This is a genomic window from Kribbella antiqua (assembly GCF_004345665.1).
GTDB classification, from domain to species: domain Bacteria; phylum Actinomycetota; class Actinomycetes; order Propionibacteriales; family Kribbellaceae; genus Kribbella; species Kribbella antiqua.
Map to the genome: position 1 here is coordinate 196036 of NZ_SLWR01000005.1, position 24375 is coordinate 220410.

19 protein-coding genes are annotated in these 24375 nt (G+C 68.1%); 13 read left to right on the plus strand and 6 right to left on the minus strand.

Translation table 11 applies throughout. The annotated features are described in order from the left end of the window. Positions 1 to 108: 108 nt before the first annotated feature. Entirely contained in the window at positions 109 to 2448 is a 2340-nt protein-coding gene (locus EV646_RS16190) for a hypothetical protein (RefSeq protein ID WP_199237002.1), read from the plus strand. A gap of 52 nt (positions 2449 to 2500) precedes the next feature. Here the strand turns inward: EV646_RS16190 and EV646_RS16195 are convergent, their stop codons facing one another. Beyond that, complete coding sequence (locus EV646_RS16195) at positions 2501 to 4060, minus strand: glycoside hydrolase family 10-like protein (protein ID WP_132149270.1); 1560 nt, start codon at positions 4058 to 4060, stop codon at positions 2501 to 2503. An 88-nt stretch (positions 4061 to 4148) separates the two neighbouring features. Between EV646_RS16195 and EV646_RS16200 the strand changes: the two genes are divergently transcribed. From EV646_RS16200 to EV646_RS16210, 3 genes are all read left to right on the plus strand, one after another. Continuing rightward, complete coding sequence (locus EV646_RS16200; RefSeq protein WP_132149272.1) at positions 4149 to 4652, plus strand: GNAT family N-acetyltransferase; 504 nt, start codon at positions 4149 to 4151, stop codon at positions 4650 to 4652. An 83-nt stretch (positions 4653 to 4735) separates the two neighbouring features. Further along, positions 4736 to 5785 (plus strand): pseudaminic acid synthase, encoded by a 1050-nt coding sequence (gene pseI, locus EV646_RS16205; protein ID WP_132149274.1) that lies wholly within the window; start codon positions 4736 to 4738, stop codon positions 5783 to 5785. A 38-nt stretch (positions 5786 to 5823) separates the two neighbouring features. Continuing rightward, a complete protein-coding gene (locus tag EV646_RS16210) occupies positions 5824 to 7278 on the plus strand; it encodes a class I SAM-dependent methyltransferase (RefSeq protein WP_241996029.1) in 1455 nt (484 codons plus the stop codon). Here the strand turns inward: EV646_RS16210 and EV646_RS16215 are convergent. From EV646_RS16215 to EV646_RS16230, 4 genes are read right to left on the minus strand one after another with little or no spacing between them, the layout of a single operon-like run. Then, positions 7275 to 8930 carry a hypothetical protein gene (locus tag EV646_RS16215; protein WP_132149278.1) on the minus strand — a complete coding sequence of 552 codons (1656 nt, stop codon included), beginning with the start codon at positions 8928 to 8930 and terminating at the stop codon, positions 7275 to 7277. The two genes, EV646_RS16210 and EV646_RS16215, sit on opposite strands and share 4 nt — an antisense overlap. Next, the gene (locus tag EV646_RS16220) at positions 8923 to 9741 is read right to left on the minus strand and encodes a hypothetical protein (RefSeq protein WP_132149280.1); all 819 of its coding nucleotides are present in this window, start codon (positions 9739 to 9741) and stop codon (positions 8923 to 8925) included. Before EV646_RS16220 ends, EV646_RS16215 begins: the two co-directional genes overlap by 8 nt. Next, positions 9741 to 12026: a glycosyltransferase family 2 protein gene (locus EV646_RS16225; protein ID WP_132149282.1), complete on the minus strand. Its 2286-nt coding sequence runs from the start codon at positions 12024 to 12026 to the stop codon at positions 9741 to 9743. Before EV646_RS16225 ends, EV646_RS16220 begins: the two co-directional genes overlap by 1 nt. A gap of 47 nt (positions 12027 to 12073) precedes the next feature. After that, entirely contained in the window at positions 12074 to 12826 is a 753-nt protein-coding gene (locus EV646_RS16230; protein WP_132149284.1) for an N-acetyltransferase, read from the minus strand. A 175-nt stretch (positions 12827 to 13001) separates the two neighbouring features. Between EV646_RS16230 and EV646_RS16235 the strand changes: the two genes are divergently transcribed. Then, a complete protein-coding gene (locus EV646_RS16235) occupies positions 13002 to 15158 on the plus strand; it encodes a DUF2339 domain-containing protein (RefSeq protein ID WP_241996031.1) in 2157 nt (718 codons plus the stop codon). Here the strand turns inward: EV646_RS16235 and EV646_RS16240 are convergent. Further along, the gene (locus EV646_RS16240) at positions 15151 to 16173 is read right to left on the minus strand and encodes a PseG/SpsG family protein (RefSeq protein WP_199237003.1); all 1023 of its coding nucleotides are present in this window, start codon (positions 16171 to 16173) and stop codon (positions 15151 to 15153) included. The two genes, EV646_RS16235 and EV646_RS16240, sit on opposite strands and share 8 nt — an antisense overlap. 115 nt (positions 16174 to 16288) lie before the next feature. Here EV646_RS16240 and pseB point away from each other — a divergent pair, with 115 nt between their 5' ends. The 8 genes from pseB to EV646_RS16280 all read left to right on the plus strand — a co-directional run bounded on the left by pseB (position 16289) and on the right by EV646_RS16280 (position 24359). After that, positions 16289 to 17269, plus strand: a complete 981-nt coding sequence (gene pseB, locus EV646_RS16245) for a UDP-N-acetylglucosamine 4,6-dehydratase (inverting) (RefSeq protein WP_132149288.1) — start codon at positions 16289 to 16291, stop codon at positions 17267 to 17269. A gap of 10 nt (positions 17270 to 17279) precedes the next feature. Then, positions 17280 to 18404: a UDP-4-amino-4,6-dideoxy-N-acetyl-beta-L-altrosamine transaminase gene (pseC, locus tag EV646_RS16250; RefSeq protein ID WP_132149290.1), complete on the plus strand. Its 1125-nt coding sequence runs from the start codon at positions 17280 to 17282 to the stop codon at positions 18402 to 18404. 30 nt (positions 18405 to 18434) lie between these two features. Beyond that, a complete protein-coding gene (locus EV646_RS16255; protein WP_241996033.1) occupies positions 18435 to 19901 on the plus strand; it encodes a hypothetical protein in 1467 nt (488 codons plus the stop codon). Further along, positions 19901 to 20719, plus strand: a complete 819-nt coding sequence (locus EV646_RS16260) for a hypothetical protein (RefSeq protein ID WP_132149292.1) — start codon at positions 19901 to 19903, stop codon at positions 20717 to 20719. Before EV646_RS16255 ends, EV646_RS16260 begins: the two co-directional genes overlap by 1 nt. Next, on the plus strand, positions 20704 to 21444 hold the full coding sequence (locus EV646_RS16265) for a cytidylyltransferase domain-containing protein (RefSeq protein WP_241996035.1): 741 nt from the start codon (positions 20704 to 20706) through the stop codon (positions 21442 to 21444). The genes EV646_RS16260 and EV646_RS16265 overlap by 16 nt, the downstream gene beginning before the upstream one ends. Before the next feature lie 38 nt (positions 21445 to 21482). Then, a complete protein-coding gene (locus EV646_RS16270) occupies positions 21483 to 22286 on the plus strand; it encodes a class I SAM-dependent methyltransferase (protein ID WP_132149294.1) in 804 nt (267 codons plus the stop codon). An 88-nt stretch (positions 22287 to 22374) separates the two neighbouring features. Next, a complete protein-coding gene (locus tag EV646_RS16275; RefSeq protein ID WP_132149296.1) occupies positions 22375 to 22716 on the plus strand; it encodes a DUF485 domain-containing protein in 342 nt (113 codons plus the stop codon). Further along, positions 22716 to 24359: a solute symporter family protein gene (locus EV646_RS16280; protein ID WP_132149836.1), complete on the plus strand. Its 1644-nt coding sequence runs from the start codon at positions 22716 to 22718 to the stop codon at positions 24357 to 24359. The genes EV646_RS16275 and EV646_RS16280 overlap by 1 nt, the downstream gene beginning before the upstream one ends. The last annotated feature ends 16 nt before the right edge of the window (positions 24360 to 24375 follow it).

The window sequence follows — 24375 nt, forward strand, 5'->3', positions numbered from 1 at the left end:
GGGCGGCTCCCTGGCGCGGGAGATCACCCAGTGTAAGCGGGTTCTCCCTGTGGGTAAACGGCTTGCCCGGCGCGGATGTGACGCGTCTGACTCCTAGACTGGCGCGCTATGACCACAGCTGGGCGGGGCATGCGCGTGGCCGCGGTGGTGAGCCTGCCGGTGTTGCCGCTGGCGTGGTTCGTCGCACTGCAGGAGCACCCGCCCTGGATGCCGGGCGCGTATCTCGGCTACCTCCTGGTCATCATCGCCGTACCCGGGACGATGTTCTGGCGGCGGCTGACCGGTGGCACGGGATGGTTCCTGGCGGATGCCGTGCTCGGTACGGCGTTCGGACTGGCCGTCGAGACGCTGCTCTACCCGATCGGGATGTTGTTCAGCATGCCGTTCGCGGCGTTGCTGATGCCGGCGCTGGCCTTTGGGATGTTCCGGGCGCTGCCACGCCGCAAGCTGCCTGAGCGACCCATGCCGTGGTGGGCGACCGCCGGTGTGATGGTGGCGGTCGGCATCGCCGCGGCGTGGTTCGTGCGGGTGGGGTCGCGGCTCATCCCGCTCAACGGGCCGAACGCCCTGCGGCCGAACTCAGACGCGCCGCACAGCCTCGCGCTCGCCGCCGAGCTGACTCACCACTTCCCGCCGAAGGTGCCGTACGCCGATGGGAAGTGGTTGACGAGCCACTGGGCGGCGTACGACCACATAGCGTCGTCGCACTGGGTGACCAGCGTTCCGCTCGACGTACTGACGTTCCGGATCGTGCCGTTCGCCATGATCCTTCTCACTGTCTTGGGTGCCGCAGCGGTCGGCATGCTGCTCACTGGCCGTGCTGTCGCTGCTCCTATCGCTGCTGCGTTCTCAGTGCTGGCCGGCGACCTCGCCGCGTGGCCGTGGGCCGTGTCGGGCCGGGTGTTCGCTGACGGTCCGTTCTCGCTGGGTCAGCTGACCAATCCGCCGCAGGCGTTCTCCACTGTGCTGTTGCTGCCGCTCATGGCGGTCACTGCCCTGCTGCTACGACGTAAGCCGGGCCAGAGCCGGGGCCAACTGTTTGGACTGTTCGTGGTGGCCGGTGTGCTCATCGCTGCGCTTGCGCTGACGAAGGCGACCGCATTGCCGGTCTACGCCGTCGGACTGGCTGCTGCGTGGGTCTACCTGACTGTGCGGGCAGGACGGCTCAACCTGCGTGGGCTGATCCTCGGCGTTGGGGTTGCTGCCGCCTATGCGCTGACCTCCTTCCTTGTACTGCGTGGTGCTTTGTCGAGCGTGGCGTTCGAGCCGGCGGCGACCTTTGAGCACATGGGTTCTGCTGTTGCTGTGGTTGGCGCAGTGGTGGTGCTCGGCTGGCTGATGCCTGCTGTTGGTGCTCTGCTGATCCGGCGGCGCCTGGCGCGCGACCCGATGGTTGTGTTCCTGCTGGTGGGTTTGCTGGCTGCGATCGCCGGTTCGTCATTGCTGTACGAGGACGGCCAGTCGCAGCTGTTCTTCATCCGCACTGGCTTCATTTACGGCGTACTGCTGGCGACTTGGGGGCTCGGGTCGCTGGAGGGCAAGCAGTTCTACGTGGCGGGTCTGGCGCTGCTCATCGGCGCTGCCGCGATTTACTGGGGGCGGTATCGCTCGGACGACTCCTGTAGCTCTGCTTCGTGCTTCGGCCAGGGCTTGGCGGTTGCGCTGGTCATTGCCTTGTTGGGCATCGGCGTACTCGGGCTGGTCCTGCGCGGGTCACGTCGTACGTGGGCTGTCATCGCTGTAGCGGTTCTGCTGGGTACGACGGTCTCCCCGACGGCGGCGTCGCTGCGGAAGTTCGCCACGCCACCGCTGACGTCGTATGACTCGATCGCGCCCGGTGGGATCGAGGCGGCGCGGTTCATCCGGCGGAACTCGGGGTCGGACGACCTGATCGCGACCAACCTGCACTGCCACCGCGCCCAGGCGTCCCCGTGCCTCACCGGCTCGTACTGGATCGCCGGCTACGCCGAACGCCGCGTACTCGTGCAGGGCTGGGCCTACACGACCAGAGTCGACGACACGTACCCCGCAGGCGTCCAGGGCCGCTACTGGGACGAGGACGTCCTGCGCCTCAACGACGAAGCCTTCACCAGCCCGACGCGCGACCTCCTGGAAACCCTCCGCACCAAGTACGGCGTCCAGTGGCTACTCCTCGACGAACGCGTCAGCGCCCCACCAGAGAACCTCGACCGCCTCAGCGCCCTCCGCTTCCAATACGGCACCGTCCGCGTCTACCAGCTCTACCCACCCCCACCAGCGAACCCGTTCCCGACTCCCACTCCAACACCAACCTTCCCCACGCCCACACCCACCCTCCCAACGCAGACGCTCCCCACTCAGACCTTCCCGACCGGCAGCATCCCCACATTCACCCCCACGCTGACACCCCCGACGTTCCGCACCCTCCCGACGCAGATCACCACCACGCCGGGCTTCCGGAGCCCATGAACGCTACCGATCGCAGGGCCTGAACCCTACGTTTGGCAGGACTGCGGTCCGCTTAGCGGAGGGAGACGGCGGGGATGGGGGTGCTTTGGTTGGAGAGGCGGTCTAGGGCTGTGACTGTGTAGAGGTAGGGGGTGCCGGGGGTTGCTGTGGTGTCCAGATAGGACTCGCTGGAGCGGATGGTGGCGATGAGGTTGCGGGCGTCGTTGTCGGGGCAGTGGTCGTCGCCGGTGAGTTCACGGCGGTAGACGGCGTACGACGTGGTGTCGGCCGACGTACGGCGCCAGTTGAGCTGGACGCCGTCAGCCGTGCGACTGGCGTGTACGGCGTGGGGCGGGAGGGGCGCACGCGAGTCCAGCGACGGCATGGTGGGGATGAGCGCCGGGCGGGTGTACCAGGTGTTGTTGAGCAGAGTGGTGGCGCCGAGGCGGTCGGCGCGGACGTCCTTGGCGGAGAAGTAGATGTTGCCCTTCACCTCGGGGATCGTACTGTCGAACGCCAGGTGGTCGCTCAGCTCGGCCGGGTCGGACCAGTCCGGCGACTGGGTCGACGTACCGACCTTGTACGTCGCCTCGCCGATGTAGAGGTGCACGTGGGTGCCACGCACCTGCTCGGCCCACCACGGCACGATCTTGTTGTAGTCGGCCGGAGCGAACCCGCCGGCCCAGTAGACCTGCGGGACGATGTAGTCGATCCACTCCTCGCGCACCCAGCGCCTGGTGTCCGCGGCCAGGTCGTCGTACGTCTGGACACCGGCGGTGGTGTCGGAGCCGAGCGGGTCGGTCGCCTTGTTGCGCCAGACCGCGAACGGCGAGATGCCGAACTTCACCCACGGCTTGATCGCCTTGATCCGCTGCTGCATCTCCTGGATCAGCAGGTCGATGTTGTTCCGCCGCCAGGCCTGAAGTGTGGGGAATCCGGCGCCGTACTGCGCGTACGTCGCCGCGTCGTCGAAGACCTGGCCGGCCACCGGGTACGGGTAGAAGTAGTCGTCGAAGTGGACGCCGTCGATGTCGTACTTCGACACCGCGCCCATGATCGCGGCCTCGACCAGCTTGCGGGCCGCGGGGATACCCGGGTTGTAGTAGAGCTTCCCGCCGTACGTGACAACCCAGTCCGGGTGCTGCCGGGCGGGGTGCGTCGGGACCAGGGCGTTGAGGTTGGTGCCCATCGAGAGCCGGTACGGGTTGAACCAGGCATGCAGCTCGAGGTTGCGCTTGTGCGCCTCGGCGACGGCGAAGGCGAGCGGGTCGTAGCCGGGGTTGCCGCCCTGAGTGCCGGTCAGGTACTGCGACCAGGGCTCGACCGAGGACGGCCAGAAGGCGTCGGCGGTCGGGCGGACCTGGAGTACGACGGCGTTGTGGTGCTGGCGTACGGCGTCGTCCAGCCAGCCGATCAGCTCAGCCTGCTGCTGTGCCGCAGGCAGACCGGTCTTGGACGGCCAGTCGATGTTCACCACCGACGCCACCCAGGTCGCCCGGAACTGCCGGAGCGGGGTGGCCGGGTTCGAGGTACAACGAGGCTCAGTCGGCGCCGCTGACGCCGTACTAGTGAGGCCGCTCAGCAACAGCACTGCCGCGGCTCCGAGGACGCCCATGACTCGCCAGACTCTCATGTCACTCTCCGACCATCTCTCGCGTTCAGCTCGAAAGATGTTTACCTCAATTGTGCGGTGAGTAGAAGTGGTCAGTACGGTGGACCTCATGCTGCGCCCCGCCACCGAGCACGATGTCGACACGATGAGGCTGCTGCGTAACCAGCAGGCCAACCGTGACGTCAGTATCCAGTCGCACGAGATCACCGCGGACGAACACGCCGCGTGGTGGGCGAAGACGTCGGCCGACCCGACCCGCCGGGTGCTGATCTACGAGCGGGAAGGTATGACGGCCGGCGTCGTCAACTTCTTCGACATCGAAGGATCCACCGCCGCCTGGGGCTTCTTCCTCGACGCCGACGGGCTCGCCGAGCGCGGCGAGACGCTGCCGGCGTGGATCGAGGTGATGAAGGAAGCGACGTCGTACGCGTTCGACGAGCTCGGCCTGGAGCTGCTCACCGGCGAGGTGCTCGAGCACAACGCCGTGGTCCGGCAGATGAACCGGCGCTTCCGCTTCACCGAGGGAACGCCCGAACAGCGGTACGCCGACGGCCGCGAGATCACCGTGATTCCGATCAGCCTGCGCAAGCAGGACCGACGCAAGGGGAAGTAGTAAGTGAGCGAGCGAAGCGAGATCACCATCGAACACAGCGCATCTCGTGTCTCATCCGCGCCCGGAGCGAAGCGAGGACGTGGATGAGCATGATCGAGATCGGCGGCGTGCCGGTCGGACCGGACCACCAGCCGTTCATCATCGCCGAGATGTCGGGCAACCACAACGGCGATCTGGAGCGGGCGAAGGACATCGTCCGGGCGGTCGCGGAGTCGGGCGCGCAGGCGCTCAAGCTGCAGACCTACACCGCGGACACGATGACGCTCGACGTCGACCTGCCGGCCTTCCGGCTGCCGTCGGAGCACAAGCTGTGGGCCGACGCGCGGCTGTACGACCTCTACGCGGAGGCGCACACGCCGTGGGAGTGGCACGAGCCGATCTTCGACCTGGCCACCTCGCTGGGCATGGTCGCGTTCTCCTCGGCGTTCGACCAGACCGCGATCGACTTCCTCGAGAAGCTGAACGTCCCGGCGTACAAGGTCGCCTCGAACGAGATCGGTGACCTGCCGCTGGTCCGCGGGATGGCGGCGACCGGCAAGCCGATCATCATCTCCACCGGCTCGGCGACGCTGACCGACATCGACGCCGCCGTCCGCGCGGCGCGGTCGACCGGCAACGAGCAGATCATCGTGCTCTCCTGTACGGCGAGCTACCCGGCCCCGGTCGAGCAGTCCAACCTGCGGTCCATCCCGGTGCTGCGTGACGCGTTCGGTCTGCAGATCGGTCTCTCCGACCACACCATGGGCATCGGCGCCGCGGTCGCGGCCGTCGCTCTCGGAGCCACGGTCATTGAGAAGCACGTCACGCTCTCCCGAGCCGACGGCGGCGTGGACTCCGCGTTCTCCCTGGAGCCGCACGAGCTGGCCGCGCTGGTGGAGAACACCAAGGTCGCCCAGCTGGCCCTCGGCGAGCCCGTCATCGGCCCGAAGGAAGCCGAGCAGAACGTGCTCCGCTTCCGCCGCTCCCTCTACGTCACCCAGGACGTCAAGGCCGGCGACCCGATCACCCCCGAAAACGTCCGCTCCGTCCGCCCCGCCGGCGGCCTCCTCCCCGACGCCTTCGCCCAGGTCGAGGGCCGCCCCTTCCGCGTAGACGCCCAGGCAGGCACCCCACTCACCTGGGACCTGCTCTGACAACAAAGGAATATCTGCTGTTTCCGGGTCGGCACCACGTGCTGACCCGGTTTCAGGAGGACTTCCTGAAGCGGTTCCGGGATCGGACCGTGGTCTGGGCGGTTACTTCGGCCAATCACCACACGACGAAGCGAAATCCCGTTGCGTTCGATCGGCGGGAGGCTGCCATCGAGCGGTTCAGTGCCGGAGCCGGGGTTCGGTCGGTGGTGGTGGGGGTGGTGGATACGCCGCCGACGGACGAGTTCGCCGAGGTGACGGTGAAGGCGATCGAGGCCGGGACCGATGATCTGGTGCGGTTGACGCCGGCAAATACTGTGGTGGCTTGCTCTACCCCTGAGGTGAGCAAGCTCTATGAGCAGTTGGGGTATGAGGTGGTCGGGGTCGAGCCGGAGGGGACGGCGCGGCCCTGGGACGTGTTGCTGATGATTGCTGAGGGCAATGATCGGTGGCGGGAGCTGGCGCATCCGGCGACGGTGGATGTGTTCGAGCGGTACGGGCTGGACGCGCACATCAAGCGGTGTGTGAACGATCCGGTGGTCGGCGACGACGGCGGGCTCACCACGACGCGGGACTACAAGACGTACGCCGACGCGTTCGAGACCGCGGCGGACCGGAAATGGCAGCAGATCAAGGACTTCGTGAAGCCCGGCCGCATTCTCGACATCGGCTGCGCGACCGGCGCGACCTTGCAGCTGATCGACGCGGATCCGCGCTTTCACGAATCCGACCTGATCGGCGTGGAGGTCGCCCGCCATCTGTACGCCGAATGCGTGCACAAGAAGGAACAAGGCCTGTTCCACAACCCGAACGTGTACTTCTACCAGCGCAACATGCTCGGCTCCGCCGTCTTCCCGCCGCGATCCATCGACAGCACCCTGACCCTCGCGCTCACCCACGAGATCTGGTCGTACGCCGACGGCTCGCGCCCGGCGACCGTGCAACGCTTCGCCGACGCGTTGTTCGCGCATACCGCACCCGGCGGCGTCTGGGTCAACTCGGACGTCTGCGGACCCGCCGAGCCGGACCGTCCCGTCGTACTGACGCTGGATGACAGCGACGGCGTCAACCCAGACCAGATCACCGAACTCGAGCACCTACACGACTCAGCGTCGTACGTCCGGCAACTGTCAACCCGGGCGCGGTTCTTCCAGTTCGCGCACGACTTCCGGCGGAACGCGAAGGTGCCGTTCGAGTACGACGTCCGCGGCGACGGGCTGGTCCTGCGACTGGCCGACGCGATGGACTTCCTCACCCGCAAGGACTACGTCGACAACTGGCTGAGCGAGACGCACGAGCAGTTCTGCGGGCTCGACTTCGCCGGCTGGTCCGCGGTCGCCGAACGCGCCGGCTTCACCATCGACCGGGCGTCCAAGGCGTGGCGCAACGACTGGGTGATCGACAACAGGATCGCGCCGGTCGCCGCCCTCACCACTCCGGACGGCGACCCGATCGACTGGCCCGACACCCACCAGTTGCTGGTCGCGCGGCGTTAGCGGCGCCGCGGGATCTTCTTGCGGATCCGGCGCTTGACCTTGCCCGCGAACGCCCGCGGTTTGCGGATCTGCGCGGCCCGCGAGATCAGCCGGCCGATGGCGTAGGCGCGCGAGCCGCGGACTCGCTTCAGCGCGACCTCCGTCTCTCGCAACTCGACGCGCAGTTCGCTGATCCGGTTCTCGCGAGTCTTCAGCGCCTTGTCGCGGAATCCGAGCGTCCGCTCGAGCCCGAAGACATGCCCCTTCAGCTCGAACAGCTCAAGCCGAGCCCGGTCAGCGTCCGCTACCGCAGACCGCAGATCGGCAACCGGCTTCTCCTCCAGTACGACGGCCAGCGCCGCGGCCAGCTCCTTGCCTCGAGCAACCTGTACGGCGGACGCCGGCGGAGAGTCAGGTGAAGTCGCCTGAACGGGTTCGGGCGGCTCGACACCGGACATCCCCAGCCAGGTGGACACGAGGTCGTCACCCACCATCCACGGCGGCCAAGGGTGACGCCGATGGCCGCCGATCAGCCGCTCGTGGAACCGCCACCAAGCAGCCGTCAGCAGGTCGGCTCGACCGACTGGCTCAGCCACGACCCAGGGCGAAACTCCGAAGGCGAAGTCGTCCCCGTCGATCACGATGTCGTCCCAGCGAAGCAGCACCCCGGCCTCAGAGGAGACCCATTCACCGAGCCGAGCCGCCACCTTGCGGAAGGCCGGGACGTCTTCGGCAGCGGCGAGCCGGAAGAGCGCGGACTCGACCGTGACGCCGTTGGGGACGTGAGCCGGTACGACGTTGGCGTCGAAGCGCAGGTCGCCTTCGACCTGAGCCTGCCCGACCTCGATCTCCCAGCCGGTGAGAGTCTGGTCGGCCGTCAGAACCGCGGGTCCGGTTTGGGCGTAGACGGCTCGAGCCGGGAGCGCGCCGCAGATGGCGAGCCAGCCGGTGGAGACGCCGGCGAGCAGTCCGGCCCGCGCGGCCGTCTCGACGCCCTCAGCAACAGGCGAGAGCACTGGCACGTCGGTTGCTGCCAAGGCCTCCGCAGCCAGGCGAGTGGGCAGTTCGCCGATGACGTCGGCGTCGACAAGGGTGCGCGACTCGAAGTTGGCGTAGACCTGTGCTTTCCAAGGCAGCACGGACTTCAGCTGGGACACTGAGACCGGCCGGGTTGGATCGTCATGCAGGGGCCGCCACTCGTCGTCGCCGTGGCGCTCGTTGGCCGGGCGGCTGTCGAGCAGACCAAGCAGGGAGAACTCGTTTTCCAGGCCGAGGACGACCACAGCGTCCGGCGTCGCCAACCTGGCCAGCGCAACCAGCCGCTCAGTCCAGCTCAGGTCGTCGCTGTCGTAGCCGAGCACGCGGTCGAGTCCGTCGGCGGCAACGATCACCTCGAAGGGCTCCGAAACAAGGCCATCCAGAGCACCAGCGATCACCTGCAGATCCTCGAGTTCCGAAAGCTCAGCGGCGTCCGAGACCGAGCGTACGAGCATCGTCGTGTCACCGGCACCGTCGAGCACGGACGAGACCAGGGAAGGCGAGTGTGGGCCGACGATCAGGGTCCGCCGGCCGGCCGGCAGAACGTCCATGAGCAGCGCGGCCAGCGCCGGGTGGTCAGTGGTGCGGTCGGTCCAGGGCTGCATCTCGCCGCGGACCACCAGGACGTCAGACACGCTCTCTCCAATCGAACAGCATCCGCAGTTCCGCGGCCGGCATCATCCAGGACCGGCCGAGTTCGACGTCGGTGGTGGCCCGGGCCGCTTCCAGGTCGATCGACTTGCCGAGCATCTCCGGCCAGAGCCGCTTGATCCGGCTCTCCCCGCCGAACAGCGGGTTCTCGCCTTCCATCTGCATCGGATCGCCGTACACCGCCGGTTCGCAGCCGGCGGCGACGCCGTAGAAGATTGCCGTGGACAACCGGTTCGCCGCGACCCGCTTGTGCCGCCGGAGCTCGGCCAGTTGCTTGAACAGGAACCGCCGGTCAGTCCGCTCGTACGAGAACCCGCGCCGCCCGAACGACACCACGCGGAAGCCGGCGTCCTCGTAGTACCGCCGTACTTCGGGACGCTCGTACTCGGTGTAATACAGGCTGAAGGTGACCGGGCCGGGCTCGGTCTCGCGGATCTCGTCGATCAGGCGCTGGTGGTCGCCCTGGATCTTGCCGCCCTCCCAGCCGTGGAAGAGGAACCACAGCGTTCCTTCGCGCTCTTCCTCGGCAGCAGGCTCGAGATCCAGCAGATAAAGGAAAGGCGCGCCGATGCTGTGGTAGTTCCGCCGCCCCAGCGCGTGCCCACGCCGCCGTGGTGCATCGCTCCAGGTGAACCGCCACGCGCCGTCGTAGAACTCGTGCACCGGGTTCCAGCCGCAGCCGATGTTCCAGCCGTGCTGCAGATAGCCACGCAGCCGCGGCGGGTGGTCGAAGTCCAGACCGGCGTACCGAGCCAGGATGTGCGCCTGACCGTAGTAGTGGTTGTGGTGATGCATCAGCGCACCTCCACGTGCAGCGTGCCGGCATGCGGTCGTACGGCGAGCGCGTGCTCACCGCGAGACAGCGTCAACGGCAACCGGCTGGACAGGAAGGGCTCGCACTGTACGGCGTGCGACGTACCGTCCGGCCACACCGCGAACAGGATCCAGTCCGCCAACGACGCCAGCGGATCGACCGACGGCTTCACCGCCTCGTCCGGAATCAACGCCTCGATCGGGACCGCGGCCGCCCAGCCGTCGTCCGAGAAGGTACGGCGGCAGGCGACGTCGAGGTGGTCGTCGGAGTCGGCGAGGAATCGCCGCCAGCTGAAGGAGACCTCACCCCAGTCCGGCCCGCGCACCACCAGCATGTTGCCGGCGGCAACCGCTGCGCCGGCGGACATGCGGACCGGCGACTCGTGCAGATTCACATAGCCGCCGCTGGACCGGGTCAGCGTCACCACTCGACCGCGCTCGGCGTGCGAGACGGCGCGATCACCAGCGGTCCACACCACCAACTGTTCCTCGCCTTCAGCAGAGCGGAGCCGGAACACCCGGGAAGTCCGCTGGCTGAACGGATCGTCCGGGTTGGTGTCCTCGATGATCGGCCGGATCGGCAGCCGCGCGGTGAAGTCGCGCCCGTCCAGCTCCAGCGGCACCTGCTCCTGCCCGCCGGAGACCGGGCGGCTCACGAACAGCGAGGGGTTCTCGAACGACGACCGCCCGTGCAGCACCAGCGCGTCCGGCGTCTGCTCGACCGACGTCAGCCGGCACGGGTCCTCGAACCGCCGGATGCCAAAGTATCCATCCTTACCCGGACCCGGCTGAATCCAGTTGGTCTCGTCGATCCACGCCCCCGGCGGCCACCCAGGGCTCCCCGGTCCCTGCCCGCGCAGCTTGTCCTGCCCCCTCAGTCGCCCGGCCTTCAGCCGTACGTCGAAGTGCGCAGCCCCGGCCGTGCATCGGGCCAGCAGCTCCCGGTCCAGGACGACCTCGAACCCGACCAGGCTGACGTCGCCATGCAGGTCGGTCGCCTCATACCGCCGTACGGCCAAAGGATGCCGAACGCCGGCGATGACCAGCGCGATCCGCAGACTCGACGACTGGTCGGTCTCCAGATGCCGGATCTCGGCCGTCCCCTTGACCGAGAGGCCTCCGTCGATCCACTTCACCTCGCGGACGCTGGTCGTGAGGCTCAGGTCCTCCTTCGCGACCCGGTACAGCTCCTGCGGTACGGCGGCCTCACGCACGCCCGGGTAGTTGTAGTCGAACTGCCAGGGTCGCCCCAACCGAGGCAGCGCACGAGCACCGCCACCACGCAGGCCGCCCTCGTTGCGGAACACCGCGAGGCGCCGGAGCAGGTCGATGTCACCCTGCCGGAGCGCGGAGTGCTGGAGCCGGTCGTAGTGGTGGGCGGCGTCGAGAACCGACTCGTCCAGCCTGTCGAGCAGCTGACGAGCCAGATCGACCAGGTCTTGCTCCTGCTCCGGAGGCACTGTGCCGAACGCGGACATGAGCGTCAGTACGTCGATCTGGGTGAGGTGGGCGTGTACCCGCTCGCGGATCACCGGCAGGCTGTCCTCGACCAGGTCCAGCACCAGCCCGGCCGATGTGACCCGGTCGCGGAGGTTGCCGAGCTGGAACTTCTGCTGGGTGATCGACTCGCCCGACTCGCGCTCGCGCCAGTAGTAGACCGGGGCGGTGAGGGTGTCGACGGTGACGGCGTCCAGATGAGCCTTCAGGGTGACCGGGTAGTCCTCGTAGCGGATCGCCGGGAACTCATAGCCGTACTGGTCCCAGAACGAGCGGCGGTAGACCTTGTTCCAGACCATCCGGTCCAGCACCAGGTCATCCACCTCGGAGACGTGGACGGCGATCCGATCGGCGGTGAACGCCTGCCGGTGGAGCCACGACGGCCGCACGCCGGAGCTGTTGTTGAACCGGCGCGCGTTGCCGCCGGCGAAGTCGGAACCGGTCCGGTCCAGAGTCCGGATCAGCTGCTCGAAGCCGTGCCGGGTGACCAGGTCGTCGCTGTCGACAAAGGTCAGGTACTCACCGACGGCATGCTGGACCCCGGTGTTGCGGGCCGGGCCGAGGCCGGCGTTGTCCTGCGCCACGATCCGGAACCGCGAGTCGTTGGAGGCGAATTCCTTCGCCACCACCGCGCTGTCGTCCGGCGACCCGTCGTCGACCAGGATCGCCTCGAAATCGGTCCAGGTCTGCCGGGCGATCGAGTCCAGGCAGTCCCCGATGTACTCCCCCACGTTGTAGAAGGGCACCACCACGCTGAGTCGCGGCGTCACTGTCCTCCCTCACTGCCTTGATTACGCGGTGTGCCCCCCAGAGCACCCTACGAAGCGGCAACGAGGTGAACGGTCAGAAGGTTATGGACGGGTTCGAATCCGTATCGGGCCCAGACGCGCTGGATGCCGGTGTGGTGAGCCTGAGTGGAGACGACGAGCCGGCGGGTCGTGCAGTGGTCCTCGATCGCGGCCAGCAGATGACCGTACCGGCCGCGACCTTGCTCAGCCGGTACGACGCCGGCCAGCTCGATCTCGGTCCAGGAGCGCTGCCGGTCGATCGCCGCCAGCGCCAGTACCCGGCGGTCCGGGCCGCGTAGCACCACGGCGCCGGCGTCGGCGATCCGCCGCCTGGCCCAGTCCTGCCGGCCGGCCAGTGCGCGGGCCCGGTCGAACACCGGGTTGGCGCAGTAGTGGTTCCCCGAGTCGCCGAAGATGTCAGCGACCACGTCGTCCACCAGTACGTCGTCGGCCGACTCCTCGGTCCGCGCGGTGAACCCGGCCAGTGGCGCCGGCCGCCGGCCCTTGCCGACCGGAAGGGCCCAGTAGACGACGGTGTCAGCGACCACGGCCTGCCGTGGGCCGCTCGCCAGCGCGGCGAACCAGGTCGTCTCCCGCGCCGGGTACCGCAGCACGATCACATCGGCGGTGGACTTCTCGACTGCCGCGAGTACTTCGGCCAGCGGCGTACCGGCGGAAGCGGACACCGACATCCGGTCGATCGAGACCTCGAACCGCTTCGCCGCCTCCACCGACGGCCGGACGGTCAGCTCACCGGCCTCGAGCGCGTCGTACCAACCCATCAGAGCGAACCCACCGGCATGGCTCGGCAGCTTAGCGAACTGGAGTGACCCTGCGCATTCGTGACGTAGCAGGTTTCACAGAGTGCGAGGTACTAGGGTTGCCGCCATGCGCGCGAGGGCGAGGCGGCGGGGGCCGAGAACATCGGGACCTTCCCTTTCCGGTCTAGTCGCGGGCGTGGCCGCCGCGATCCTGGCGATCACCCTGCTGCTGCTCGACTCGACGCTCAGCGAGGTCGGCCGGTTCGTGCTGTTCACCGGGTTCGGGATCGCACTGCCCGGGTTCGCGCTGTGGCGGCTGATCGGCAACTACGGCCGAAACCTCGTCGAGGACCTCTCTGCCGGGTTCGCCGTCGGGACCGCGGCGCAGGTGATCGTCTATCTGGCCAGCGCGTCGGTCGGCCTGCAGGCGTGGTCCTGGCTGTGGGCGCCCGTCGTACTGCTGGTCGCGTTCGCGGACAGCGACGCACGGGCGCGCGTCTGGCGCCGGGTGGAGCAACCGCTGCGGCCTCTGCAAGCGTGGCTGCTCGCCGCGGCGACTGCGGTCGTCGTACTGGTGGTGTATCGGCGCGGGCCGGGTCAGTTCCTGCCTGCGTACACGGACCCGTTGCGGGCGTATCCGGATCTGGCCTTCCAGCAGGCGCTGGCCGCCAGTGCGAAGTACGACGTGCCGATCGCGACGCTGTGGCTCGGTGGCGAACCGATCAAGTACCACACGTTCTTTCACCAGGCGACAGCCGCGACGGCCTGGGCGACCCGGATCGACCTCACCGACCTGATCCATTCGCTGACCTGGCTGCCATTGTTCCTCGCTGGTTGTGGACTGGTCTTCGCGCTGGCTACCCGGTTCACGCCGACCGCCGAGGCGGGTGCGACGTGGGCGGGTCCACTCGCCGTACTCATCGCGGGGCTGGGCGGAGCCGTGGAGCCTTTTGCGAAGGTTGGTTTGGGCGGGATCTCGACCGCCGTCGCGGCCTATCTGAGTCCGACGCAGAACCTCGGCGTGCTGATCGCGCTCGCGATCTGTGTGGTGGTGGTTGATCTCCTCCGGGCAGATCGGCCGCGGAGTCGATGGGTGTTGCTGGTCCTGCTCGGACTGGTTGCCGCCGGCGCCAAGTCGACGATCCTTCCCTTGCTGGGCGTGGGATTCGCGTTCGCCTTCCTGCAATTGATGATGATCCGGCGAAACACGCGGACGGCGCTGATCGGTGGGTTGCTGTCGTTCTTCCTCTTTCTGGGTGCGCTGGTGACCATCTTCGGCGGCACCACGTGGGGGACGAAGGTTCAGCCGTTCCAGACGTTCGTCCAATTGGCGCCGCACAAGCTGGTGGCGTCGGATCCGCATGCCCAGTTGTTGTCGGCAGCAACGATCCTGCTGAGCTGGGGGCTCGCGGCGTCGGGAACGTTCTTCCTCGGGCGGAAGTGGCGGGATCCGGCCATCGCGTTCCTGGTGGGATTCGCAGCCGCCGGGTTGCTGGGCACACTGATGACGACCCAGGCGGGGATGAGCCAGGTCTACTTCCTGCGCACGGCCTTCCCGGTCATCGCCGTACTCGCGTGTGTCGGACTGGCCAATCTGGTCGGACGGCTCGGTGATCGGCGCAGCATGGTGCTCGTGGCCACGGCTGGACTGCTTGGGCTGGTGGCGCTGGCTGTCGCGCGAGTGCAATCGGCCGATCTGCCTGGTCTGACAGGGCCCTGGCTGTGGGCGGGTGCCGCAATCGGTGCTGTTGCCTTGGTGGTCGCGCTCGGGTGGAAGGTGGCGCGGCGGCCGGGCAACATTCTGGTGGCCTTCGTCGCTGCCGCGGTGGCCGCCTGCATGATCGGCGCGACACTGATTTCCTTGCAGGCCTTGGTTTCGGACAAAGCGTCGAATCTCGTCTTCGCGCATCCCGGGCGTGGCGGGGCGACCGCGGCGGAGGCCGGTGCGGCGCGGTGGCTACGGCGGAACAGCAAGCCTGGCGAGCTGATCGCGACCAACGCGCACTGCATCGTCAAGCGGGACAACATCTGCGACAGCCGGCACTTCTGGCTCGCCGCACTGTCCGAGCGCCCGGTCCTGATCGAGGGCTGGGGATACTCCAACCAGGCCACCCGGATCGCCCTCACCACCAACAGCAACCCGAGCCTGATTCCGTACTGGAACAGCGAGGAACTCGCCGCCAACGACGTCGCCTTCGTCTCGCCCACGCCCGCGGTGATCGAGCGGCTGCGCAAGGCCGGCGTCCGCTGGCTGTACGCCGACAACCGGGCCGGCAAGGTGTCGCCGGCACTCCGGAACTACGTGCGGCTCCGGCACGCGACGCTGGACGCGACGGTCTACGAGATCAGGTAAGCGCCAGCAGCGCGTCGGCGACCCGGACCCGACCGTTGCCGTCGACAAGCTTCCAGCCCGCGGCGGCGAGCCGTGCCCGCTCCGCCGGGTCCGTCAGCAGCTTCTTCAGGACTCCGGCAGCCGCGGACGGATCCGCCTTCAAGTCCGAGAGCACGCCGATCCCAGCCGCCGTACCGGTGGCGATCGCGCGTTCGTAGCCCATCACCTGGTTGTCCACCACACACACCAGCCCGGCCGTGGCACCGAGGCACAGCAGCTCCCAGGTCGACGTACCGGACGCACTGATGGTCAGGTCGGCCTCCCGAACCGTCGCCGCGAGCCGATCCGTCGGCCCGATCACGTCGACGCGCTGATTCGCCTGGAGCTCGACCGCCGCGATCGCCTCCGCCAGCTCGGGCCGAGGCGCGACCACGGTGGCCTCGAACGGTACGCCGCTCGCCGCCAGCGCCTGAACGACGTACGGACCGGCACCGAACGCGTCCGTCCCGCCGAAGAACGCGAACACCTTCGGTACGGCGTTCTCCCGCGGCGCAGGCGGTTCGGACGGCCGCAGGGCGAGGATCTCGTCCCGGATCATCACGTAGTCGAGCCCGGCCAGCCGGATCGACCGCTCCGGCAACACAGGGTCGTCCAGCTCGGAGTCGAGGTTCTGATCCACCAGTACGTCGGCCTGCGCACCCCGCAGATCACCGTCGACGATCGCGAGCGTCGGCAGCCCGGCGGCCCGAACCGCCGGGTAAACCGAGGCGTCGACGTCGTATGTGTCGAAAACCACAGCGTCCACCTGGAGCCGCTCGAACAGCTCGACGTGCTCACTCGCCGACCACACGGCCGGCTCCACCCGGATCCCGCGCGCGGCGATCTGCGCCTGGCCCCAGGGCACCGTGTGGGCGTCGCAAACGAACACCACCTCGGCACCTCGCCGGCCCAGCTCTTCCGCCAGCGCCAGGCACCGCATCACATGCCCGATTCCGCGCTCCGGCCCCACGTCACATCGAATCCCGACCCGCTTCACCCCCTGACCGTATCGGGCTCGATTGAGCGGGTCGTGGACCGGGCAGCTATTGTTCGTGGTCGTACACCCCGTGTGTGCGCTTGTTCTGCCTCCGTTCAGAAGGGTCCCGCTCGACGTGTCCATCCTCACCGGCTCCGACATCCTTGTTACGGGCGGCACCGGATCCTTCGGCAAGGCGTTCGTCCGGCACGCTCTCGATCACCTGAACCCGCGCCGGATCATCATCTTCAGCCGCGACGAGCTGAAGCAGTGGGAGGTCCGGCAGCTGTTCGACGACGACCCGCGGCTGCGGTTCTTCATCGGCGACGTCCGCGACCAGTCCCGGCTCGAGCGCGCCATGCACAAGGTCGACTACGTAGTGCACGCGGCCGCGCTGAAGCAGGTCGACACCGCGGAGTACAACCCGTGGGAGTTCGTCCGCACCAACGTGGTCGGTTCACAGAACGTGATCGAGGCGAGTATCGACGCCGGCGTGAAGAAGGTCGTCGCGCTGTCCACCGACAAGGCGTCCAGCCCGATCAACCTGTACGGCGCGACCAAGCTGACGGCGGACAAGCTGTTCATCAGCGGCAACCACTACGCGGCGGCGTACCAGACCCGGTTCGCCGTGGTCCGGTACGGCAACGTGATGGGCAGCCGCGGCTCGATCATCCCGAAGTTCAGGGCGCTGCACGAGGCCGGCAAGTCGCTGCCGATCACCGACCTGCGCTGCACCCGCTTCCTGATCACGCTGCCGCAGGCGGTCGAGTTCGTGGTCGACTCCTTCGAGCTGATGATGGGCGGCGAGCTGTACGTGCCGCGGATCCCGTCGATGAAGGTGACCGACCTGGCCCAGGCGATCGCCCCGGGCGCGAAGATGCACGACGTGGGCCTGCGCCCCGGCGAGAAGCTGCACGAAGAGATGATCAGCCCGGAGGAAGGCCGCCGCGCGGTCGCCCTCGGCAGCCGGTACATCCTGCAGCCCGACCTCGCCACCTGGGGTTATCAGACGCCGGCCGACGGCATCCCGGTGCCGGAGGGCTTCCACTACGCGTCGGACACCAACGACCAGTGGTACACGATCGACGAGATCCGCAAGATCCTCGAGACGGAATAGACCAATACCAATGCTGCCGTACGGGCGTCAGTCCATCTCCGAGCAGGACATCGAGGCGGTCACCGCGGTACTCCGGGGTGATTGGCTCACCACCGGACCGGCCGTCACCGCCTTCGAGAACGCGGTCTCCGAGCTGACCGGCGGACACAGAGTCGTCAGCTGTACGTCGGGCACCGCGGCCCTGCACATCGCGTACGCCGCGCTCGGCGTCGGCCCGGGTGATGAGGTCATCACCACGCCGATGACGTTCGTCGCCACCGCGTCGTGCGCCGCGATGCTCGGTGCGAAGGTGGTGTTCGCCGACGTCGAGGACGACACCACGCTGATCGACCCGACCGCGGTCGAGGCGCTCACCACCGAGCGGACGAAGGTCATCGCGGCCGTCGACTACGCCGGCCAGGCCGCGGATTACGACGCGCTGCAGCCGCTGGCGGACCGGGTCGGCGCCAAGACCCTCGCGGACGCGGCCCACTCGATCGGCGGTACCGCAGGCGGCCGTCCGATCGGCGATCTCGCCGATGTGACAACGCTCTCCTTCTTTCCCACCAAGAACCTCACCACCGGTGAGGGCGGCGCGGTGGTCTGCAAGGACCCGGCGATCGGCCAACGGGCCCACGAGTTCCACTTCATCGGCCTGGTCCGGGACCCCGACCGCTTCGAGATCACCGACGAAGGCCCGTGGCACCAGGAAGTCCACGAGTACGGCGTGAACTACCGCCTGACCGACATCAGCAGCGCCCTCGGGATTTCGCAGCTCAAGCGGCTCGCGGCCTTCAAGCAGCGCCGTACCGAGATCACCGCGCGCTACAACGAGGCGTTCCGCGACGTCGAAGGACTGCGCACGCCCACGCAGCGCGCCGGTGTCGATCCGGCCTGGCACCTCTACCCGATCCGGGTTCTGGACGGACGGCGCCGCGAGGTGTTCGAAGCGATGCGGGCGGCCGGGATCGGCGTCCAGGTGAACTACATTCCGGTGTACTGGCACCCGGTTTTCGCCAACCAGGGTTACCGTCGCGGTCTCTGCCCGAACGCGGAACGGTTCTATTCCGAAGAGATCTCGCTGCCGCTGTTCCCCGACCTGACCGATGCGGACGTCGATCGTGTTATCGAGACGTTGACGAAGTTGGTTGGCTGATGGCCGTGTGTGGGGCCTAAGGTGACGACTGTGACCCGATCGATCTTGATCGGCGCCGAGATGCTCAATTGGTCCGATCTGAACCCTGTCGACGCCCGCCCGGCAGCTGCCGGACCGGCCGCCGCAGCACTCTTGGCCGCCGCCCTCCAGCCCAGCGACAAAGTCCTGCTCGCAGGTCCGCACTCCGTGGACCTGATCATCGATGTGGCCTCCCGCGTGGCCTCCGTCGATGTCCTCGTGCGGTCCGCTCCGGACGCCGAAGAGATCGCCGAGCGGTATATCGTCCAACCCCTGACCGAGAACAGGGTCTTCTGCGGAGCCCTGGACCGCTTCACGCCGGAGTACGGCGCCGCGGACGGCTACGACGCGATCATCGCGCTCGACGGCCTGGACCGGCTGGTCAGCCCGGACACGGCCAAGCTCACCTGGGCGGACGCTCTCGCCGCCCTGCAGGCGCGACTGGTTCCCGGCGGCCGCCTGCTGCTCGGCGCCCAGAACGAGTTCGGCTTCGAGCGTTTGATCCAGCCGAACATCGCGGCCGCGCTGCCGCGTGACGACGAGTGGGCGCGCAACCTGACCGACACCGCACCCGCGGGCCTGAAGCCGCTCGAGAACGCGCTGCAGGACGCCGGCCTGGCCGTCACGCATCGCTACGCGGTCTTCCCGTCGCTGGTCGAGGCGCGGGTCGCGCTGACCGATGTCAGTGGCCCGATGCCGGCCGCGGTGGCCGCTCGCCTGATGGCCGAGCGCTACTCCGGTACGAACCTGATGGACCCGTACCGCCTGGTGCAGGACACCGTGCGCTCCGGCCTGACCGTCGAACTGGCCCCGGCGTGGTACGTCGTGGCGGGCGCCGGTCAGCTGCCAGACGCGTTCCCGATCGAGGCGATCCCGAGCGGCCCGGGTGTGCTGCTGGAGGAGTACCTGCTCGACGCCTTCCGCGTCGACGACCAGGCTGCCGTCCGCCGTACGATCCCCGACTACGTGAAGTGGCTACTCAAGCAGCCGCGGCACATCGCCGAGGTCGCCGCTCCGGACAACGTGGTGATCAACGGTGCGTCGTTCCGGCTGTTCGGCGAAGGCGAGCCGACCGAGGAGCGCGGGAAGGCCATGGTCATCGAGCACCTCGGCCGCTTCGTCCGGCGTTCGCTGGAAGGTGGCTCCAGGCAACCATGGCCCGCCAGCGGCTACCCGCAGGGCCTGACCGCGCGGCTCGCGTCGATGGCCGGCATCACCATGACGAAGGCGCTGACGCCGCCGCGCGAGATGATCCGCCCGCTCGGCACCGAGGAGCAGCTGGTCACCGTCGCGCGGCTCACCGAAGAGCTGTCCGCCGCCAGCGCGCGGGCGATCCTCTTCCACGGCCAGATCAGCGGCATCCGCCAGTCGAAGCCGTACCGGGTCGGTCACACCGTCACGGGCCCGCTGCGGGTCACCCGCCGGCACGTGCTGCGCGTCGTACGGAAGGCCAAGCGCGTCGCGAGGGGTCGGCGGTAATGCATCACGCCAACCACTTCTACGGCCACGCGGACGTCATGGCGGCGTACGCGGGCTACAAGGAGCGGCCGTTCATCTGGGGTTATCTCCAGCACGGCTGGAACATCCTGGACGGGTTCGCCTTCGGCACCGCGTTCGCGCCGGGGATGCCGAAGTTCGTCTGGTCCGACAGCGTACGGCGGCGTGGGCACGCGATGGGCCTGCGCAACTACTCGGTCATCGGCTCGGTCTGGCTGTACCTGCTGAAGGTGTACCCGGAGCTGGCCTCGATGACCGACGATGCCGAGGGCACCATCTTCTACCCGTTCCACGGCTGGGAAGGCCAGAACGTACTCGGCGACCACGGCCGGATCGTTGCCTCCATCAAGGAGCACGAGACGGGCCCCGTGACGGTCTGCCTGTACTGGAACGAGTACGAGAACCCGGCCATCCGGAAGGTCTACACGAAGGCCGGTTTCCGCGTCATCACGCACGGGTACCGGGGCCTGCACTGGCGCAAGACCGACGCGAAGTTCCTGGCCAAGCAGCTCGCCGAGCTGCGCAAGCACAAGCGGGTGGCCTCCAACCGGCTCAGCTCCGCGGTCCTGTACGGCGCTTCGATCGGCATGCAGCCGGGCGTCTACGGCGACCCGATGGTGCTGGAGAACGAGCACCCCTCGTTCGGCGGGCAGGCCCGGATCAAGCGGCTCTGGCCCGAGATGGACCAGCCGTTCGTTCCGCTCGACGTTGCCCGTGAGTTCACCGACACAGAGCTGGGCGTGAAGCATCTCGCGCACCCAGCAGAGATCCGGGAGATGTTCCTGTGGAACAAGCCCTGAAAATCGGCATCGTCACGCAGGCGCGGGCGACCAGCACCCGCCTGCCGGCGAAGGTCCTGCTCGAGGCGGGCGGCCGCAAGTACCTCGAACACCACGTGGACCGGCTGCACCGCACCGGCCTTCCGGTGATCGTGGCGACCACCGTGAACGCCGACGACGACCCCATCGTCGAGCTGTGCGAGCGGGACGAGATCCCGGTCTTCCGCGGCAGCGAGGACGATGTGCTGAGCCGGTTCGCCGGTGCGGCCCGGACCTACGAGCTGGACGCGATCGTCCGGGTGACGTCGGACTGCCCGCTGATCGACCCCGAGGTCGTTGCCGAGGGCGTCGAACGGTGGCGGGCCGAGAACGACGAGAACCTCTACCTGTCCAACTGCCTGGAGCGGACCTATCCGCGCGGCATGGACTACGAGGTGTTCTCCGCCGCCCGGCTCTTCGACGCGGATCAGAAGGCGACGCTCAAGGCCGACCGTGAGCATGTCACGCCGTACCTGCACCAGAACCGGCCCGGCGACGTCCGGCTGCTGAACGTGTCCTGGCCGATCGGCGGCTCGCAGTACCGGCTGACGCTGGACACCGAGGACGACCGGAAGCTGCTCAGCACGCTCATCGAGGAGTTCGCCGCGGACAAGCTGGACTGCGCCGAACTGGTCGCCCTGCTGGACGCACACCCCGAGCTGGCCGCGGTCAACGCGCACATCGAACAGAAGAAGCTCGGCGAGTGACAGCGTGCCAGCCTTCGGCTACGGCATGATTTACGGTGATGACCAGTGATTCAGCACCGGAGGCCGGCAGAGACCGGGCCACGTCGTTCGGAGCCGTAGCGGCTGCGTACGACGCGGGCCGGCCGACGTTCCCGGCCGAGGCACTGAGCTGGATCCTGGGTCCGGGCCGGCTGCAGATCCTGGATCTCGGCGCCGGCACCGGCAAACTGGCCGCCGTCGCGGCCGGGCTCGGGCACGACGTGGTCGCGGTCGATCCGTCCGAGGAGATGCTCGCGGTCTGCCGCCGGCGGCCCGGGATCGACACCATGGTCGGCGCGGCCGAGTCGATCCCGCTGGCGCACGCCTCGGTCGACGCGGTGATCGTCGGCCAGGCGTTCCACTGGTTCGACCACGCCCGGGCCCTGCCCGAGATCGCCCGGGTACTGCGGCCGAACGGCGTACTGGGTCTGCTCTGGAACGACGCCGACCGGGTGGTCCCCTGGGTACGGCGGTTCGATCGCGCGATCAAGGGCGACGACTTCGGCGGCGACCAGTTCGACCCGATGCCGATCCTGCTGCAGTCGGACCTGTTCGCGATGGTGGAGACCGCCCGCTTCCGGCACTGGCAGGACCTCGATCGTGGCGGCCTGCGGCAGCTGGCGCTGTCGCACTCGCGGATCGCCGTACTGACCGAATCCCGCCGCGACGCGGTGCTGGAGCAGATCGACGCCATCTATGAGAACACCGCCCGGCCGCCGGAGCCGCTGCGGATGCCGCTGTTCACCGACTGTTACCGGACCCGGCCGAGCGACCTGGCGAACTACCGCCGTACCCTCGACGCGCCGCTCGCGCCACGACTGTAGAAACGTTTTGGTTGCGGTTGACCACAAATGCTCGACCAGGGACTAACGTGCACCTGTTCGCGTCTGAGCGAGAGCACGAGGGGAACTCATGGACGAGGAAGTGGTGCGCGAGCGGGACGCCCGCGCCTATGAGGCCGTGCACTCGGCGGCTGACTTCACCGAGCTGAAACGGCGCTACACGCGATTCGTGGTGCCGTGGACCATCACGTTCATGGTCTGGTACCTGGCGTACGTCGCCTGCAACAACTGGGCTCGCGGGTTCATGAGCCACAAGGTGATCGGGCACATCAACGTCGCCCTGATCTTCGGGCTGCTGCAGTTCGTCTCCACGTTCGTCATCGCCGCGCTGTACGGCCGGTTCGCGAACCGCCGGCTGGACCCGCTGGCCAGTGGGCTGAACGCCAAGTACAAGAGGGAGCGCCGCCGGTGATTTCCGTACCGTTCCTGGTCCCGCTCGCCGACGCCGAGCCGGGCAACCAGGCACTGACCATCTCGCTGTTCACCGCGGTCGTCGCCGTGACGCTGTACATCACCTGGTGGGCGTCCCGGCAGAACCGGACCGCGGCCGACTACTACGCCGGCGGCCGCTCCTTCAGCGGTGCTCAGAACGGCCTCGCCGTCGCCGGGGACTACATGTCCGCGGCGTCCTTCCTCGGCATCTCCGGCCAGATCGCCCTCTACGGGTACGACGGCTTCCTCTACTCGATCGGGTTCCTGGTGGCCTGGCTGGTCGCCCTCCTGCTGGTCGCCGAGCTGCTGCGGAACTCCGGTCGGTTCACGATGGCCGACCAGCTCGCGTTCCGGATGAAGCAGCGGCCGGTCCGGACCGCGGCCGCGACCTCCACGATCGTGGTGTCGATCTTCTACCTGCTCGCCCAGATGGTCGGCGCCGGCTCACTGGTCGGCCTGCTGCTGGGCGTGAAGAGCGAGGGCCTGAAGGCCGGCGTGATCATCCTCGTCGGCGCGCTGATGATCTTCTACGTCACGGTCGGCGGGATGAAGGGCACCACCTGGGTGCAGATCGTCAAGGCCGTGCTGCTGATGGCCGGCACGGTGCTGATCACCTTCCTGGTGCTGGTGAAGTTCCACTTCAACATCTCCGACCTGCTCGGCGCCGCCGCCGCGAAGTCTGGTAAAGGCGAGTCGTTCCTCCAGCCGGGCTTGCTGTATGGCAAGGATCTGACCGGCCAGATCGACTTCCTGTCGCTCGGGCTCGCACTCGTCCTCGGTACGGCGGGCCTGCCGCACATCCTGATCCGCTTCTACACCGTGCCGGACTCGCGGTCCGCGCGCCGATCGGTGCAATGGGCGATCGGCCTGATCGGGGCGTTCTACCTGATGACGCTGGCCCTCGGGTTCGGCGCGGCGGCGCTGCTCGACACCGGCAAGGGTTCCGCGGTCGAGGCGTCGAAGGGCAATGTCGCCTCACCGCTGCTGGCCGAGTCGGTCGGAGGCGGGGCCGACTCCCTCGGCGGTGCGATCCTGCTCGCGCTGATCGCAGCGGTCGCCTTCGCCACGATCCTTGCCGTGGTCGCCGGTCTGACCCTGACGTCGGCGTCGTCGTTCGCACACGATCTCTACGCGAACGTGATCGCGAAGGGCAAGGTCACCGAGCGGCAGGAACTGCGGGTCGCACGGTTCGCGGCACTCGGGATCGGTGCGGTCGCGATCGCGCTGGCGATCCCGGCGCAGAAGCTGAACATCGCGTTCCTGGTCGCACTCGCGTTCGCGGTCGCGGCCTCGGCGAACCTGCCGGCGCTGCTGTTCAACCTGTTCTGGAGGCGGTTCAACACCTCCGGCGCGGTCTGGAGCATCTACGGCGGCCTCATCTCCGCCGTCGTGCTGGTGATCTTCTCGCCAGTGGTGTCCGGGAAGCCGACGTCGATGATCACCGGCGCCGACTTCCACTGGTTCCCGCTGTCGAACCCGGGCATCGTGTCGATCCCGCTGGGCTTCCTGTTCGGCGTCCTCGGCACCTTCCTCGGCAGCGACCGCGCCAGCGAGGGCCGCTACAACGAGCTCTCCGTCCGCTCCCTCACCGGCGCGGGCGCCGAAGGACCGGCCAAGCACTGACGTTCAACGCCTGCTC